This is a genomic window from Candidatus Desulfofervidus auxilii (assembly GCA_030262725.1).
Classification (GTDB): Bacteria; Desulfobacterota; Desulfofervidia; order Desulfofervidales; family Desulfofervidaceae; genus JAJSZS01.
The window spans coordinates 25,556-39,721 of the sequence record JAJSZS010000001.1 but is presented as its reverse complement, the minus strand read 5'-3'; the positions used below and the strand labels follow the sequence as shown (position 1 = coordinate 39,721).

The window sequence follows — 14,166 nt, the reverse complement described above, 5'->3', positions numbered from 1 at the left end:
GATGGCAAAAATTTTAGTAATAGATGATGAAAAACATATTCGGATGCTCTATGAGGAGGAGTTGAAAGAAGAAGGATATGAAGTGGCAACAGCAGCTACTGGTCGTAATATTGAAGAGTTAATTGAAAAAGAAAGACCTGATTTAATCATACTAGATATTAAACTAACAGATTGTAATGGTTTAGATGTCCTTCAAAAAATCCGCAATAAACATCCTGATCTTCCAGTAATTCTTTCTACTGCTTATGAAACATATAAAAGTGATATTAAATCCTTAGCAGCAGATGCTTATGTTGTTAAGTCTTTTGATTTAACCGAACTTAAAACAAAGATCAAACAGTGCTTAGAAACAAGGGTAATAACAGGTAAATAAATTGCGGTGTATAAGAGAAATTTTGGAAGAAAAGGAAGCAAAAATTCTTTCTCCATACGCTGCTTTAAGTGCCAAATCAAAAGGAAGAATTCATCCAGAACCTGAATGTCCATTAAGAACAGCCTTTCAAAGGGATAGAGATAGGATTATTCATTCTAAAGCATTTCGAAGATTAAAACATAAAACTCAAGTCTTTCTTTCTCCTACAGGAGATCATTATCGCACACGACTCACTCATACTTTAGAAGTATCTCAAATTGCTCGCACTATTGCCCGTTGTTTAGCTTTAAATGAAGATTTAACTGAAGCCATTGCTTTAGGTCATGATTTGGGTCATACCCCATTTGGTCATGCTGGTGAAGAGGCATTAAATGAAATTGTTCCAGGTGGTTTTGCTCATAATGAACAGAGTTTACGTATTGTAGATAAAATAGAATATGGAGGTAAAGGTTTAAATCTTACTTATGAAGTAAGAGATGGAATATTAAAACACTCAAAAGGAAGAGGTGAAATTATCCCTACTTCTGAAGAAAACAAAGCTATTACTCTTGAAGGGCAAGTAGTAAGAATAGCAGATATTATTGCTTATATTAGCCATGATGTAGAAGATGCTATTAGGGCAGGTATTATTAAAGAAAATGATATACCTATTTTTTGCCAAAAAATATTAGGAAATACTCATGCCAAAAGGATAAATACTATGGTTTCAAGTCTTGTTACTGAAACTTTAAAAAAAGAAAATCAACTTACTCTTTCTGAAGATGTATTAGAAGCTATGTTAATTTTAAGAGATTTTTTATTTGAAAGAGTCTATCTTAATCCTAAGGTACGAAAAGATTTTGAAAAGGCAAAACGAGTAATAAAAGACCTTTATTTTAAATTATTGGAGGATAAAAAACTTTTTATTGAAATAGCAAAAATAAATAATTTTTTTGAAAAAAAAGAACGTATTGTTTGCGATTTTATCGCTGGTATGACTGATAGATATGCCCTTAATCTCTATAAACAACTTTTTTTACCAAAACCTTGGATGATTTTTTAATCTTCTTCAAGTTTTTGGCACAAATATTCAATTTCATGAGCAAGTTGTCCTTGTTTTTTTATCTCTTTTTCAATCGTGTGTAGGGCATTGAGGATAGTAGCATGATGACGATGAAAAATTTTACCTAATTCTGAAAGAGAGAGATTTAGATATTGTTTAGCTAAATAAATAGCTATTTTCCGTGGTAAAGCTACTTGTTTTTTGCGAGAAGAAGAAAGCAATTCTTCTAAATTTAGATGATAATACTGACAAACCAAAAACTGAATCTTTTTGATATTAATTTTTGGTTTAGTTTCTGCAAATATACCTACTACTTCTTTAGCTAAATCTAAATTAAGAGGACGTTTTTGAAGTAAAGCACGAGCGGTAAGATTACTTAAAGCACTTTCAAGTCGTCTAATATCTCCTTCTATTCTTTGGGCTAAAAAAGCCAAAATATCTTCTGGCACTGATAATGGCTGTTTTTTGGCTTTTTTCTTTAATATTTTAAATCTTGTTTCTTGATCCGGTGGATCAATAGGAACAATTAAACCACTTTCCATACGAGATTTTAATTCTTTTTTTAGAGCTGGGATCTTTTGAGGATAAGTAATGCCTGTAAATACGATTTTTTTCTTCATTTCCCATAAAACATCCAAAGTGTAAGCTAACTCTGATTGTATTTTTTCCTTACCAGCCAAAAAATGGATATTTTCTAAAATAAATACATCACATTCTTGACGATATTTTTCTTTAAATTCATTAATACTATGCTCTTTTAAAGCTTTCACCATCTGATTAGTAAAATCTTCTGCAGTGAGATAAAATACCCTTGTTTCTTTCTTTTCATTAAGAATATAATGAGCAATAGCCTGTGCAATGTGAGTCTTACCCAATCCTATATCAGAATAAAAAAAGATTGGATGATCTAAATGACCATTTACCAAATTACATGCAGTAGCATAAGCATATTGATTACATTTGCCTACTACAAATTCATCAAATGTAAATTCTTTACAGAGACGCGGACGAGGAAGCACTAGAGGAAGAGATTGAATTATAAGGGTTTTATTTTCTGTTTTTTCATTCTTTATAATTTTTAAGACTACTTCTTTACATTCAGGTAAATATTGTCGCCATGCCTCCTCTAAATGATGTAAAAAATGCGTTTTTACCCATTGTAGAAAAAATTGATTAGGACAACCTAATAATATTTTCCCCCCTTCTTTCCCTAAAAGCTGAAGAGGATTAATCCAAATTTGAAAAAGGTTAGAAGGTAAAACTTCACTTAAATGTAACTTTACTTGTTCCCAAATTTTTTTCAAACCCTTCACATACATGCCTGTTTCTTTTAACGGGTTGTGACAAAGAAGTCAAAGTAGAAAAAAATTGTTTGACACATTTCAAACTTTCTGAATAAAGCTTGTATAATTAAGCCTCCTTTCATTTTTACTTTATGGTAATGAAAAAAATTTCTATTTGTTTATAAAAAATATTGGAGACTTATGTTCAATAAGCTATTTATTTTATTGTAAAGTGATAGGGATGTTTCATTTTTTTCATTTTTCTTTTAATTTTATTTTTTTATATCTAATTTTCCCCACCTGAATAATATAGACATTTCCTGTTGAAATTGTTGTCTCTGCTGACTTTATCCTCTCACCATTAATCCTCACACCTCCTTGTTGAATCAAACGTTTGGCAGATGATGTGCTTTCTGTAAAACCTGCCAATTGAAGAAGTTTTGGAAGCCATATTTTTTCTTCAGGCCAATAAACAGTAACTTCTTCAATATCTTTTGGTAATTTTTTATATTTAAAAACCCTTTCAAATTCATTAGCTGCTTCTTCTGCTGCTTTCTGACCATGAAAACGAGCAACAATCTCTATTGCCAATTGTTTTTTTGCCTCTTTTGGGTGAAGCTCCCCTTTTTTTACTTTTTCTTGCATTTTTAAAATCTCATCCAAAGGACGATTGCTTAATAATTCATAATATCGCCACATAAGCTCATCAGAAATAGACATAATTTTCCCAAACATGGTATTAGGAGGTTCAGTAATACCAATATAATTACCCAAGCTTTTACTCATTTTTTGTATACCATCTATACCTTCTAACAATGGTACCATCATTATTACTTGTGGAATTTGACCAAAATCTTTTTGAAGTTCTCGTCCTACTAAAAGATTAAATTTTTGGTCTGTTCCTCCTAATTCCACATCTGCTTTCAAAGCGACAGAATCATATCCTTGAAGAAGCGGATAGATAAATTCATGAATACTAATAGGTTTTCCCGTATTAAATCGCTTTTGAAAATCATCCCTTTCTAACATACGAGCAACTGTATAATGAGCACAGAGTTTAATTAAGTCAATGGCAGAAAGTTTATTTAACCAAGTGCTATTAAATACAATTTTTGTCTTTTCTGGATCTAAAATTTTAAAGATCTGTTCTTTATAAGTTTCAGCATTGGCAAGCACTTGTTCTTTTGTAAGAGGAGGTCTTGTCTCTATCTTGCCTGAAGGGTCTCCAATCATACCTGTGAAATCACCAATGAGGAAATATACTTCATGTCCCAATTCTTGAAAATGTTTCAATTTTTGAATAAGAACAGTATGACCTAAATGGAGATCAGGAGCTGTTGGATCAAAGCCTGCCTTAATACGTAAAGGCCTTTTTTCTTTATAAGCTTGTTTTAATTTTTCTTCCAATTCCTTTTCAGAGATTACTTCTACTACTCCTCTTAAAAGAAATTTTATTTCTTCTTTAACTTCCATTGCTCACCTCTCTAATTCGCATTATTGCTTCTGCTTTACCAGAAACAACATTTATAGTTACTATCACTCCTTGTAAAGAAACAGGGCCTTTTGCTGGCTTAAATTTTTGAGGTAATTGTGTCAAAAAACCTCTTAAGGCATGTTCTTTTTCCATACCAATAATAGAAAAAATAGGACCTGTCATACCAACATCAGTAATATAAGCAGTGCCTTGCGGTAAAATAGTTTCATCAGCTGTTTGTACATGTGTATGTGTACCCAATACAGCGCTTACCTTACCATCTAAAAACCAACCTAAAGCCATTTTTTCTGAAGTAGCTTCTGCATGAAAATCAACTATAATAATTGAGGTTATTTTTTTCATTTCTTTCAAAATATCTTCAGCTTTACGAAAAGGACAATCTAAACTGCGCATAAAGACTCGTCCTTCTAAATTAATTACTCCCAATTTTGTCCCACAAGATAAAGTAAGTACAGTCCAACCTCTGCCTGGTACTTGTGGTGGATAATTAGCAGGTCTTAAAAGTCTATCTGTTTGATCAAGATAAGGAAAAATCTCTTTTTTTCTCCAAATATGATTACCAGAAGTAATAACTGCTATACCATTTTTAAATAATTCATTAGCTACAGCTGGTGTGAGACCTAAACCACCAGCTGCATTTTCTCCATTAACAATAACACAATCAAGCTTATATTTTTCATATAATTGAGGCAATTTCTGATAAACTATCTTTCGACCAGGACGGCCAATAATGTCTCCAATAAGAAGCACATTGACTATCTCATTTGGCATAAGCAATTGCCCTCTTTTCGCGAATAACAGAAACCTTAATCTGACCTGGATAAGTCATTTCCTTTTCTATCCGCTTAGCTACATCATGGGCAAGCAATGTAATATCTTCATCGCTTAAGAGATCACTCTCTACAATAATACGCAGCTCTCTTCCTGCTTGAATAGCATATGCCTTGCATACTCCTTTAAAACTCTGAGCAATCTTTTCTAGATTTTCTAATCTTTTGATATAAGATTCAAATGTTTCTTTCCTCACACCTGGTCTAGCACCAGAAAGTGTATCTGCCGCAGAGACAAGAATAGCAAGGACACTTTCAGGTGGAATATCTTCATGATGGGCTGCAATTGCATGGATAATCTCTTCTTGTTCTCCATATTTCCTTGCCAAATCAGCACCAATTAAAGCATGTGGCCCTTCTATCTCATGATCAACAGCTTTACCAATATCATGTAAAAGACCTGCTCTTTTAGCCAATTTTGGGTCAAGACCTAATTCTGAAGCCATAATACCACATAGAAAAGCTACTTCTATTGAATGTTGAAGAACATTCTGGGCATAGCTTGTACGATATTTAAGTTTTCCTAAAAGCTTTACAAGCTCTGGATGAAGACCGTGAACCCCTACATCAAAACATGCTTGTTCTCCAGCTTCACGAATTGCCATCTCCACCTCTTGTGTAACTTTTTGCACTACTTCTTCTATTCGAGCTGGATGAATACGACCATCAGCAATCAAGCGTTCTAAAGAAAGTCTGGCAATTTCTCGACGAATAGGATTAAATGCAGAAAGGATAACAACTTCTGGTGTATCATCAATAATTACATCCACACCTGTAGCTGCCTCTATTGCCCTAATATTTCTACCTTCCCGACCAATAATACGCCCTTTCATTTCTTCATTAGGCAATGGTACTACAGAAACTGTTTTCTCTGCTACAAATTCTCCTGCATAACGATTAATAGCTAAAGCCAAAATTTCTTTAGCTTTTTTATTTGCCTTTTCCTTTGCTTCTTCTTCAATCTGGCGTATCAATCTTGCTGCCTCATGGCGAGTTTCCTCTTCTACTTCTTTTAAAAGAGCTTGTTTAGCTTCTTCTGCTGTCATATGAGCCACTTCTTCTAATTTTTTTCGAACATCTTGCAGCAAAGATTCATAATTTGCCTTTTTTTCTTCTAAAATTCTTTCTTGCTCCCTTAATTCTCTCTCTCTAAAAGCAAGTGTTTCCTCCTTTTTCTCTAAAGTTGCTAACTTCTTGTCCACTTGCTCTTCCTTATGTAAAAGCCGATTCTCTAATCGCTGTAGATCTTTTCTTTTCTCTTTTATCTCTCGATCAAAATCAGATCTCATCTGATATAGAATCTCTTTAGCATGACTAGAAGCATCTCGCTTAATTTGCCTAGCTTCTTGTTTCGCCTCCTCTATAATACGTTCAGCCTCTTTTTTCGCTGAGACTAAATGTTTTTTATAAAGAAAATGTTGAACAAACCAAAAAACACCAATACCTAACAAAGCACCAATTAATCCTGAAAGAAGGTGTTCTACCATTTTTTTACCCCTAAAACGCCAAGTAGGGCTTAAAGTAAACCCAAGGAAGGAAAAAAGAAAACAAATCTTGAAATAATTATATATCAAGCCCTTATGGGCCTTTTTTAAATCCTATTAATAAATGATTATTATATATCAATTTACCTTTGCCCCACTTGGACAAAAATTAACCCGCGGTGCCGTGTTAGCAGAATCTTTTGAACCTCTTTTATACAAGTGGGCACTCCATAGTTCCTTCTGACTCTTTGCCCAAAAAGGGCAAATATGCCATCCAGAACCAGAGGGAGTTCCCAAGAAAAAAGATGTCGGCCCAAAATCATCTGCTCAATCACGCACACCGCAGGTATCCTTTTCTAAAAAATTATCAATTAATCTTACTAAATAAGCTACTCTCCCGTTTATATTTTGATATTTTTCCTTCATTTCTTCATATTCAAGTGCTATATTTAAAAGGGCTAACAAATTAATAGATACCCTATCCCTAAAAAGCTTTTGTTTTTTAATATGTTCTAAATATTCATTTACAAAATTAACTATTTTTTCAATCTTTTCTGGAGGTTCTTCTGTTTTTATAGTTAATTCTCGATCAAAAAGTCTAACTGTAATAAAATTTTGTTTCATAATTCTTCAATTTGTTCAAGTTTCTCAATCACATCTTGAATTTTCCCAGCAATGAAATCCCTTTCTTCTCTTAACTGTTTTAATTCTTCTTCTAAAGAATTTATCTTTCCCTTCGCTTCTTCTAATTGGCGTGATATCTGTGCATAATTTTCCTTTAGTGCCTTAAACCGCTCTAATAATAATTTAACCTTTTCCTCTAAAATATCCAACGCCTCCATCTTCACCTCCTTTTTCATATTAACCTGTTAATCTAAAAAAAGTCAAGCTAATCTAGACCAAACCACCAGAAAGGGTTATAATTTGTTTAAAAAGGAGGAAGTATGTCTTATGAGGTAATTGTTATTGGTGCTGGTCCTGCAGGACTTACTGCAGGTATTTACTTGGCACGTGCAAAACTTAAAGCAATCATACTAGAAAAACTTGCACCTGGTGGTCAAGTAATCATTACTACCAAAGTAGAAAACTATCCAGGTTTTCCTAAAGGAATAAATGGGCCAGAGCTTATGCTTTTATTTGAACAGCAGGTGAGAAATTTGGGAATAGAAATTAGGACAGCATTTGCGGTAAACGAAATTCGATTGGAAGGAGAAAAAAAATTAGTTGTAGGAGAAGGAGAAACACTAGAAACAAAGGCTATTATTTTAGCTACTGGAGCTCGTTTTAAAAAACTGGGTGTTCCAGGTGAAGAAAGATTGACTGGAAGAGGTGTCTCATATTGTGCTACTTGTGATGCCCCATTTTTTCAGGGAATGGATGTAGCTGTTATTGGGGGAGGAAATACTGCCATTGTAGAAGCACTTCATTTAACAAAATTTGCTAAAAAAGTATTTATCATCCATCGGAGGGATGAACTAAGGGCAGCAAAAGCCCTTCAAGAAGAAGCCTTTAAAAATGAAAAAATTGAATTCATTTGGAATACAATAGTCAAAGAAATTAAAGGGGAAAATAAAGTAGAAGGATTAGTTTTAGAAAATGTAAAAACAGGAGAAAAAGAGGAATTAAAAGTAAATGGGTGTTTCATTTTTATTGGATTTCAACCAAATTCAGAATTAGTAAAGGATTTAGTCAGTTTAGATGAAAATGGATATATTATTACTGATAATTTTTGCCAAACTTCTATTCCAGGTATATTTGCTGCTGGTGATGTGAGAAATGGCCCTTTAAAGCAGATTGCTACAGCAGTAGGTGATGGAGCAATAGCAGCAGTAGGAGCTGAAAAGTATTTATCTGGTTGGAAAAAATGAGAAACATTTTAATTTATAACTATTTTATTTGTGAACAAGGAGAATTTATTTTATTAGCATTTGATAATCAATTATGTGGTATGATTTTACCTGATTTTAAAACAAAAAAAGCACCTTTAATAAAAGAAACCCCTACTTTTAAACATTTAAAGCGCCATTTGGGAAATATAAAATTGGAGAAAAAAAGAGAATCAATCTTTAAAAAAGCAGAAAAAGCTTTAATTAACTATTTTTCTTCAAAATTTTATTTTCATCTTCCTATTCTTTTTATTGGTACATTATTCCAAAAAATGGTTTGGCAAAATATCTTAAAAGTACCTTATGGACAAACTATTACTTATCAAGATTTAGCTATTAAATCAGGTTTCCCAAAAGGAATAAGAGCAGTAGCCCAAGCATGTCGTGCAAATCCTTTACCTATTTTTATTCCTTGCCACCGTATTGTAGGAAAAAACGGAATCAGTGGTTATTCTGCTGGACTTGATTGGAAAATTTTTTTATTAAAACATGAGGGAGGATATAATGGTTGAAGAACAAATAAAATTATGTGCAGTTTGTGCTTGGCGAGAATTTTGTCAAAAAAAATTTACCATCCAACAAGAAGCAGGTAGTTTTCGTTGTCCGGATTTTGTAAGAGATGTTTCTATAAAATCAGAAGAGGAAGAAGAAAAGAAAAATGAAGAAAAAGATTAGGGAGATTCTTCTTTTTGCTTCAAAAAAAGCATTTTCTGATTTAGAAATTTCTAATTTTAATGTAGAAGTCCCAAAAATAGAAAGCTATGGAGATTTTGCTACAAATATTGCCTTTTTACTAGCAGAACACCTCAAACAACCACCTCGTCGTATAGCAGAATTAATTGTTTCTCATTTACCTACTTGTGAATGGTTAGAAAAAGTAGAAGTAGCTGGTCCTGGTTTTATTAATTTTTTTTTAAAACCGAAAGCATGGCAGAAAGTACTCAAAGAAATAATTACTAAAGCAGAAAGTTATGGACGAAGTTCAAAAAAGGGAATAAAAGTAATTTTAGAATTTGTCAGTGCTAATCCTACAGGTCCTTTACACATAGGTCATGGAAGAGGCGCTGCTGTTGGTGATACATTAGCCAATATCCTTGATTTTGCTGGATATGAAGTTTTTCGTGAATATTATATTAATGATGTAGGAAATCAAATGTATATTTTAGGAAAATCTGTATATTTGCGTTATTTAGAATTGTTAGGAGAAAAAAATGAATTTCCTCAGGATTGTTACAAAGGAGAATATATTAAAGAAATAGCTAGGGAAATTTATGAAAAAGATGGTTTGAAGTATAAAGAAATGGAAGAAAAAAAAGCAATAGCTGATTTAGCAGAATTTGCTAGCAAAAAAATCTTAAAAGAAATAAAAAAAGATTTAAATAATTTTGGTGTTTCTTTTGATTGTTGGTTTAGTGAAAAACAACTTGTTAATACAGGAAAAATAAGCAAACTTTTGCAATGGTTTAAAGAAAAAAAACTTGTTTATAGTAAAGATGGTGCTTTATGGTTTGTTTCTTCTAAATATGGAGATGAAAAGGATCGAGTATTAGTAAAAGCTAATGGAAATACAACTTATTTTGCTTCTGATTTAGCTTATCATAAAGATAAATTGGAACGTGGTTTTGATTTAATTGTAAATATTTGGGGAGCTGATCACCATGGATATGTACCCAGGATTAAAGCAGGTATTCAAGCTATGGGTTATGATCCAACAATCTTAAAAATCCTATTAGTACAATTAGTACATTTAAAAAGAGGTGGAAAACCAGTAGCTATGTCTACTAGAGCTGGAGAATTTATTACTTTAAGAGAAGTTTTAGAAGAGGTTGGAAAGGATGCCGCTCGTTTTATCTTTCTTACTCGTTCTTGTGATAGCCATCTTGAATTTGATTTAGAAGTAGCAAAACAGCAAACAATGGAAAATCCAGTATTCTATGTCCAATATGCTCATGCACGGGTATGTAGTATTGAAGAGATGGCAAAGGAAAAAGGTATTGTTTTCCCACCTTTAGATCAAATTGACTTAACACCTCTTGAAACTCAAGATGAGATTAATTTAATTAAACTTTTGGCTAAATTTCCTGAAGTAATAGAAGATGCAGCTAGAACTTTAGAGCCTCATCAAATTCCATATTATTTAACAGAATTAGCTGGGGAATTTCACCGTTATTATAATCATTATCGTATCTTAGGAACACCAAAAGAAATCTGTGAAGCTCGTTTTGCATTAGCACAAGCAGTAAAAAAAGTAATTAAAACAGGTCTTAATCTTTTAGGTGTCTCTGCTCCAGAAAAAATGTAATGGCTGAAAAGAAAAAGGTTTATATTATAAAATTAAGTCGTACAGGAATTTTTTGGGGAATTATTTTTGTTATTTTTTCTCTGTTATGGATGTTTATATTAGGTATATTTGTAGGTCAGGAATTAATTTATTTCCCTCCTTTATTTCATATTAAAAGCTCTGAAAATTTCCCACCTTCTCCTAAACAAATAGTTAAGGAAATAAAGGCAAAAAAAATCTCTCAACAGACATATGGCATCCAAGTGGGCTCTTTTAGAAAAAAAGAAAATGCATTAACATTTGAGGAAAAATTAAAAAAACAAGGTTATAAAACATTTCTTAAGACAGTAAAAATAAATAATGTAACTTATTATCGCGTCTATGTTGGACCTTATTCATTAAAACAAATTTTATCTATCCATACCAACCTTATTTCTCAGAAATACTCTCCTACTAAACCTATTCCATTACCTTAAAATTTTTATAATTAAAAAACAAATTAAAAATGCCAAAATAGGAGTTAAAATTAAACTTAAGATTATCTTTTTAATTAATTCAATTTTTACTGTTTCTATCCCTTTTAATATCCCAACTCCTATAATTCCTCCAATAATACAATAAGTTGTAGAAATAGGCATTCCAAAAGATGTAAAAAGCAATAAACAGCTCCCTGCACCAAATTGAGCAGCAAATCCAGAATAAGGATCTAAAGCAGTTATTTTTTTTCCTACAGTCTCAATTACTCGATGACTTAAAAAAAATGCTCCTAATAAAACAAAAAAAGAGCCAAGTAATGATGCTTGTATCTTTTTGATTAAATCTATATAAACAACCCCTCCCAAAACAGTAGCAAGCTCATTAGCTCCGGTATTATAAGCAATAAGTAAGCTACTCATAAGTAATAAGATTTTAAGTACTCTTTCAATATAAAATAAAGGCAATTTAGAAATTGTCTTTTCCATTATTCTATACAATATCATAGCCAGTAAAAATGCGCCTAAAGGAGATATAACCCATGAAATAGCAATCTTTAAAAAAGAAAAAAAGTTAACATCTATATCAAAAGCAACACCAGAACCTACTAAGCTACCAATTATCACTTGATGAGTAGAAAGTGGTAGTTTTTTCCAATTAAAAATGACAATCAAAAAGGCAGACACAAATAAAGATACGGTTAAAATAAAAAAATTTATTTCTAAAATATCTCGACCAACTGTCTTCATTACTTTTTGTCCTTGTAATAAAATGCCAATTAAAACAAAGCACCCAAACCAAAAAATAGCTTTTTTAAAATTTATTATTCCACATCCTATACATATGCTAAGCGCATTTGATGTATCATTTGAACCAATACCAAAGGCAATAAAACAACAGGCAATAATTGGGAAAATTTCTTTCATAAAAATATGTTATCTCATACTTACATTTATTATTTGAAGATAATCACTAGCATCTTCAATAATATCACTAACATTTGCTAGATATGTTATAAAATCTGAAATTATTTTACCTTCCCAAAAATTTTTTATATCTTTTTCTCTCAATTTTCTCATCAAATCATGCTTTATCTCATCAATTTTCTTTTCATAAATTCTTATTACCAAATTTTTTTCTCTTAAATCCTTACCAGTAAGCAATGTTTCAAAAGCAATTGAGAGTATTTCACACATCTTAAAATTTATATTTGCAATTTTTATACAATCACTTCTGATCTCCCCATCTAATTCCAAATCCAAATATTCAAATGCTGCATCTTCTACTGCATCAAGTGCATTATCTACTATCTCAACAAATTTACATATATTTGGACGTAAAAATGGCAAAAAAGCACCTATAAAAATATCTGAAACAATCTCTCTCCTAACTATATCTCCTTCTCTTTCCAATTCAAAAACATTAGATATTAAATTTTTATCTTGCTTTTCAAGTGCTATTCTAAAAGTTTCACAGGCAGAACAAAGTATTTCTATGTGTTTTTTTATCTTTTCAATAACTTTTTGTTCTATTTTACCACCAAAAAATAGTTTCTTAAGCAATACATCCCCCTCTTACTCTTTTAATTAATGAGCCAGACATCACATCTAATAGAGCAACTACTCCTAAAAGGTTTCCTTTCTCACATACAAAAACCCTTGCAATATTAAATTTTTCCATCAATTTTATTACATGCTCTATATCTATATCTTTATCAACACATACTAGAGGTTTTGATGCAATTTCTTCTATTTTTACTTTATTTGGATCAAGATTTTTATTTAAAACTCTAAAAACTATGTCTCTTACTGTTATCACTCCATAAACATCATTTTCATCTCTAGGCTTCACAACCAAAGATCTGATCCTTTTATCAACCATTTTTTCTATAGCATCATATACAGTAGCATTGGCCTCTATAAATTCTATCTTTGTATTCATTATTTCTTCTACTTTCATATTTCACCCCTTAAATTTTTATATATTGCTTTCCTGGCAATTGTTTTATTAATCCTTGAACCTCAAGCAAAGTCAAAGTAGCAGAAAGATTAGTAATATTTTCATTTAAAATAATGGCTATTTCTTCTAAAGTCTTAGGTGTATCTAAAAGAGAAAGGATTTTTTCTTGTAAAGGATCTAAATTTAAAGTAACTGTTTTTGAATAAAAATGAAATTCCTCTAAGATATCTGAGACATCCTCTACTAGTTTTGCTCCTTGTTTAAGCAAATTATGAGTCCCTTTACGGGATTCATCTATTGGGCCTGGTACAGCAAATACTTCTTTCCCTTGTTCTAACGCAAGATTAGCAGTAATCAAAGAACCACTTTTTAAAGCAGCTTCTACAACAACCACTCCTAATGAAAGACCACTTATAATCCGATTACGTATAGGGAAATTATGTGCTAAAGGTGGTGTGCCTGGCAAAAATTCAGAAATAAGAGCTCCTTTTTCAGCAATTTCATTAAAGAGTTTTTCATTTTCTTTTGGATAAATTACATCTAAGCCACAACCTAAAACAGCTATAGTTTTCCCTTTGGCTTGAAGAGCTCCTTTATGAGCAGCTGCATCAATTCCACGGGCAAGACCACTAACAACTGTTATACCAGATTCAGCCAAGCCAATAGCCAATTTTGTAGCCATTTTTATCCCATAAAAACTAGCTCTCCTTGTACCAACAATTGCTATACAAGTAGTATTTAATAAATCTTTATTCCCTTTAATATATAATATAAGAGGTGGATCAAAAATTTCTTTCAATAATTTTGGATATTTATCATCATTATAAGTAATAATTTCTAATCCCAAATTTTTTATTTTTTTAAAAAGAGCTTCAGCTTTTTTCTTCCATTGTCCAGAGATAATGATTTTAATTGTCTCCTCATGTAATCCAAAAAATTTAAGTTCTTTAGCAGGAACAGAAAAGATCTCCTTTGGAGAGCCAAAGTGGTTTAATAATTTCATCCAAGTCTGATTTCCTATCCTTGGCAGAAATGGTAATGCCAGCCAATAAAGATCCA

General features: G+C 31.8%; 16 protein-coding genes and 1 other RNA gene. 7 read left to right on the top strand and 10 right to left on the bottom strand.

The genetic code is table 11. The annotated features are described in order from the left end of the window. The first annotated feature begins 1 nt into the window (after position 1). Together LWW95_00215 and LWW95_00210 are read left to right on the top strand one after the other, a co-directional pair. A complete protein-coding gene (locus tag LWW95_00215; protein MDL1955465.1) occupies positions 2–373 on the top strand; it encodes a response regulator in 372 nt (123 codons plus the stop codon). Positions 374–395: 22 nt separating this feature from the next. Beyond that, positions 396–1,415 (top strand): deoxyguanosinetriphosphate triphosphohydrolase, encoded by a 1,020-nt coding sequence (locus LWW95_00210; protein ID MDL1955464.1) that lies wholly within the window; start codon positions 396–398, stop codon positions 1,413–1,415. On the opposite strand, the gene dnaA is transcribed toward LWW95_00210, so the two are convergent. The 6 genes from dnaA to LWW95_00180 all read right to left on the bottom strand — a co-directional run bounded on the left by dnaA (position 1,412) and on the right by LWW95_00180 (position 7,349). After that, complete coding sequence (gene dnaA / locus LWW95_00205) at positions 1,412–2,734, bottom strand: chromosomal replication initiator protein DnaA (protein ID MDL1955463.1); 1,323 nt, start codon at positions 2,732–2,734, stop codon at positions 1,412–1,414. The genes LWW95_00210 and dnaA overlap by 4 nt on opposite strands. Positions 2,735–2,953: 219 nt before the next feature. Further along, positions 2,954–4,171 carry a tyrosine--tRNA ligase gene (gene tyrS / locus LWW95_00200; GenBank protein ID MDL1955462.1) on the bottom strand — a complete coding sequence of 406 codons (1,218 nt, stop codon included), beginning with the start codon at positions 4,169–4,171 and terminating at the stop codon, positions 2,954–2,956. Continuing rightward, positions 4,161–4,964 carry a TIGR00282 family metallophosphoesterase gene (locus tag LWW95_00195; GenBank protein MDL1955461.1) on the bottom strand — a complete coding sequence of 268 codons (804 nt, stop codon included), beginning with the start codon at positions 4,962–4,964 and terminating at the stop codon, positions 4,161–4,163. The genes tyrS and LWW95_00195 overlap by 11 nt, the downstream gene beginning before the upstream one ends. Then, positions 4,954–6,510: a ribonuclease Y gene (gene rny, locus LWW95_00190; protein ID MDL1955460.1), complete on the bottom strand. Its 1,557-nt coding sequence runs from the start codon at positions 6,508–6,510 to the stop codon at positions 4,954–4,956. The genes LWW95_00195 and rny overlap by 11 nt, the downstream gene beginning before the upstream one ends. A 164-nt stretch (positions 6,511–6,674) precedes the next feature. Then, positions 6,675–6,859: non-coding RNA, 6S RNA (ssrS, locus tag LWW95_00185), on the bottom strand. 268 nt (positions 6,860–7,127) lie between these two features. Continuing rightward, positions 7,128–7,349, bottom strand: coding sequence for a V-type ATPase subunit a family protein (locus LWW95_00180; GenBank protein ID MDL1955459.1), 222 nt, complete (start codon positions 7,347–7,349; stop codon positions 7,128–7,130). A gap of 102 nt (positions 7,350–7,451) precedes the next feature. Between LWW95_00180 and trxB the strand changes: the two genes are divergently transcribed. The 5 genes from trxB to LWW95_00155 are packed head-to-tail and all read left to right on the top strand — an operon-like array spanning position 7,452 to position 11,150. After that, entirely contained in the window at positions 7,452–8,375 is a 924-nt protein-coding gene (gene trxB / locus LWW95_00175) for a thioredoxin-disulfide reductase (protein ID MDL1955458.1), read from the top strand. Beyond that, a complete protein-coding gene (locus tag LWW95_00170) occupies positions 8,372–8,905 on the top strand; it encodes a methylated-DNA--[protein]-cysteine S-methyltransferase (GenBank protein MDL1955457.1) in 534 nt (177 codons plus the stop codon). Before trxB ends, LWW95_00170 begins: the two co-directional genes overlap by 4 nt. Continuing rightward, positions 8,898–9,068: a hypothetical protein gene (locus LWW95_00165; GenBank protein ID MDL1955456.1), complete on the top strand. Its 171-nt coding sequence runs from the start codon at positions 8,898–8,900 to the stop codon at positions 9,066–9,068. Before LWW95_00170 ends, LWW95_00165 begins: the two co-directional genes overlap by 8 nt. Then, positions 9,052–10,695 (top strand): arginine--tRNA ligase, encoded by a 1,644-nt coding sequence (gene argS, locus LWW95_00160; protein MDL1955455.1) that lies wholly within the window; start codon positions 9,052–9,054, stop codon positions 10,693–10,695. The genes LWW95_00165 and argS overlap by 17 nt, the downstream gene beginning before the upstream one ends. Further along, complete coding sequence (locus tag LWW95_00155; GenBank protein ID MDL1955454.1) at positions 10,695–11,150, top strand: SPOR domain-containing protein; 456 nt, start codon at positions 10,695–10,697, stop codon at positions 11,148–11,150. The genes argS and LWW95_00155 overlap by 1 nt, the downstream gene beginning before the upstream one ends. Here LWW95_00155 and LWW95_00150 read toward each other — a convergent pair. From LWW95_00150 to dprA, 4 genes are read right to left on the bottom strand one after another with little or no spacing between them, the layout of a single operon-like run. After that, positions 11,142–12,074, bottom strand: a complete 933-nt coding sequence (locus LWW95_00150) for an inorganic phosphate transporter family protein (protein MDL1955453.1) — start codon at positions 12,072–12,074, stop codon at positions 11,142–11,144. The two genes, LWW95_00155 and LWW95_00150, sit on opposite strands and share 9 nt — an antisense overlap. Before the next feature lie 9 nt (positions 12,075–12,083). Next, positions 12,084–12,710, bottom strand: coding sequence for a TIGR00153 family protein (locus LWW95_00145; protein MDL1955452.1), 627 nt, complete (start codon positions 12,708–12,710; stop codon positions 12,084–12,086). Continuing rightward, a complete protein-coding gene (locus LWW95_00140) occupies positions 12,703–13,107 on the bottom strand; it encodes a CBS domain-containing protein (protein ID MDL1955451.1) in 405 nt (134 codons plus the stop codon). Before LWW95_00140 ends, LWW95_00145 begins: the two co-directional genes overlap by 8 nt. 10 nt (positions 13,108–13,117) lie before the next feature. Continuing rightward, a complete protein-coding gene (dprA, locus tag LWW95_00135; protein ID MDL1955450.1) occupies positions 13,118–14,110 on the bottom strand; it encodes a DNA-processing protein DprA in 993 nt (330 codons plus the stop codon). Positions 14,111–14,166 lie beyond the last annotated feature (56 nt).

What these genes read in the sequence shown, in the direction of transcription:
- trxB (MDL1955458.1), top strand. Translation starts at nt 7,452, where the DNA reads ATGTCTTATGAGGTAATTGTTATTGGTGCTGGTCCTGCAGGACTTACT.
- LWW95_00170 (MDL1955457.1), top strand. Translation starts at nt 8,372, where the DNA reads ATGAGAAACATTTTAATTTATAACTATTTTATTTGTGAACAAGGAGAA.
- LWW95_00180 (MDL1955459.1), bottom strand. Translation starts at nt 7,349, where the DNA reads ATGGAGGCGTTGGATATTTTAGAGGAAAAGGTTAAATTATTATTAGAG.
- LWW95_00195 (MDL1955461.1), bottom strand. Translation starts at nt 4,964, where the DNA reads ATGCCAAATGAGATAGTCAATGTGCTTCTTATTGGAGACATTATTGGC.
- LWW95_00165 (MDL1955456.1), top strand. Translation starts at nt 8,898, where the DNA reads ATGGTTGAAGAACAAATAAAATTATGTGCAGTTTGTGCTTGGCGAGAA.
- LWW95_00140 (MDL1955451.1), bottom strand. Translation starts at nt 13,107, where the DNA reads ATGAAAGTAGAAGAAATAATGAATACAAAGATAGAATTTATAGAGGCC.
- dprA (MDL1955450.1), bottom strand. Translation starts at nt 14,110, where the DNA reads ATGAAATTATTAAACCACTTTGGCTCTCCAAAGGAGATCTTTTCTGTT.
- LWW95_00215 (MDL1955465.1), top strand. Translation starts at nt 2, where the DNA reads ATGGCAAAAATTTTAGTAATAGATGATGAAAAACATATTCGGATGCTC.
- dnaA (MDL1955463.1), bottom strand. Translation starts at nt 2,734, where the DNA reads ATGTATGTGAAGGGTTTGAAAAAAATTTGGGAACAAGTAAAGTTACAT.
- tyrS (MDL1955462.1), bottom strand. Translation starts at nt 4,171, where the DNA reads ATGGAAGTTAAAGAAGAAATAAAATTTCTTTTAAGAGGAGTAGTAGAA.
- rny (MDL1955460.1), bottom strand. Translation starts at nt 6,510, where the DNA reads ATGGTAGAACACCTTCTTTCAGGATTAATTGGTGCTTTGTTAGGTATT.
- LWW95_00155 (MDL1955454.1), top strand. Translation starts at nt 10,695, where the DNA reads ATGGCTGAAAAGAAAAAGGTTTATATTATAAAATTAAGTCGTACAGGA.
- LWW95_00150 (MDL1955453.1), bottom strand. Translation starts at nt 12,074, where the DNA reads ATGAAAGAAATTTTCCCAATTATTGCCTGTTGTTTTATTGCCTTTGGT.
- argS (MDL1955455.1), top strand. Translation starts at nt 9,052, where the DNA reads ATGAAGAAAAAGATTAGGGAGATTCTTCTTTTTGCTTCAAAAAAAGCA.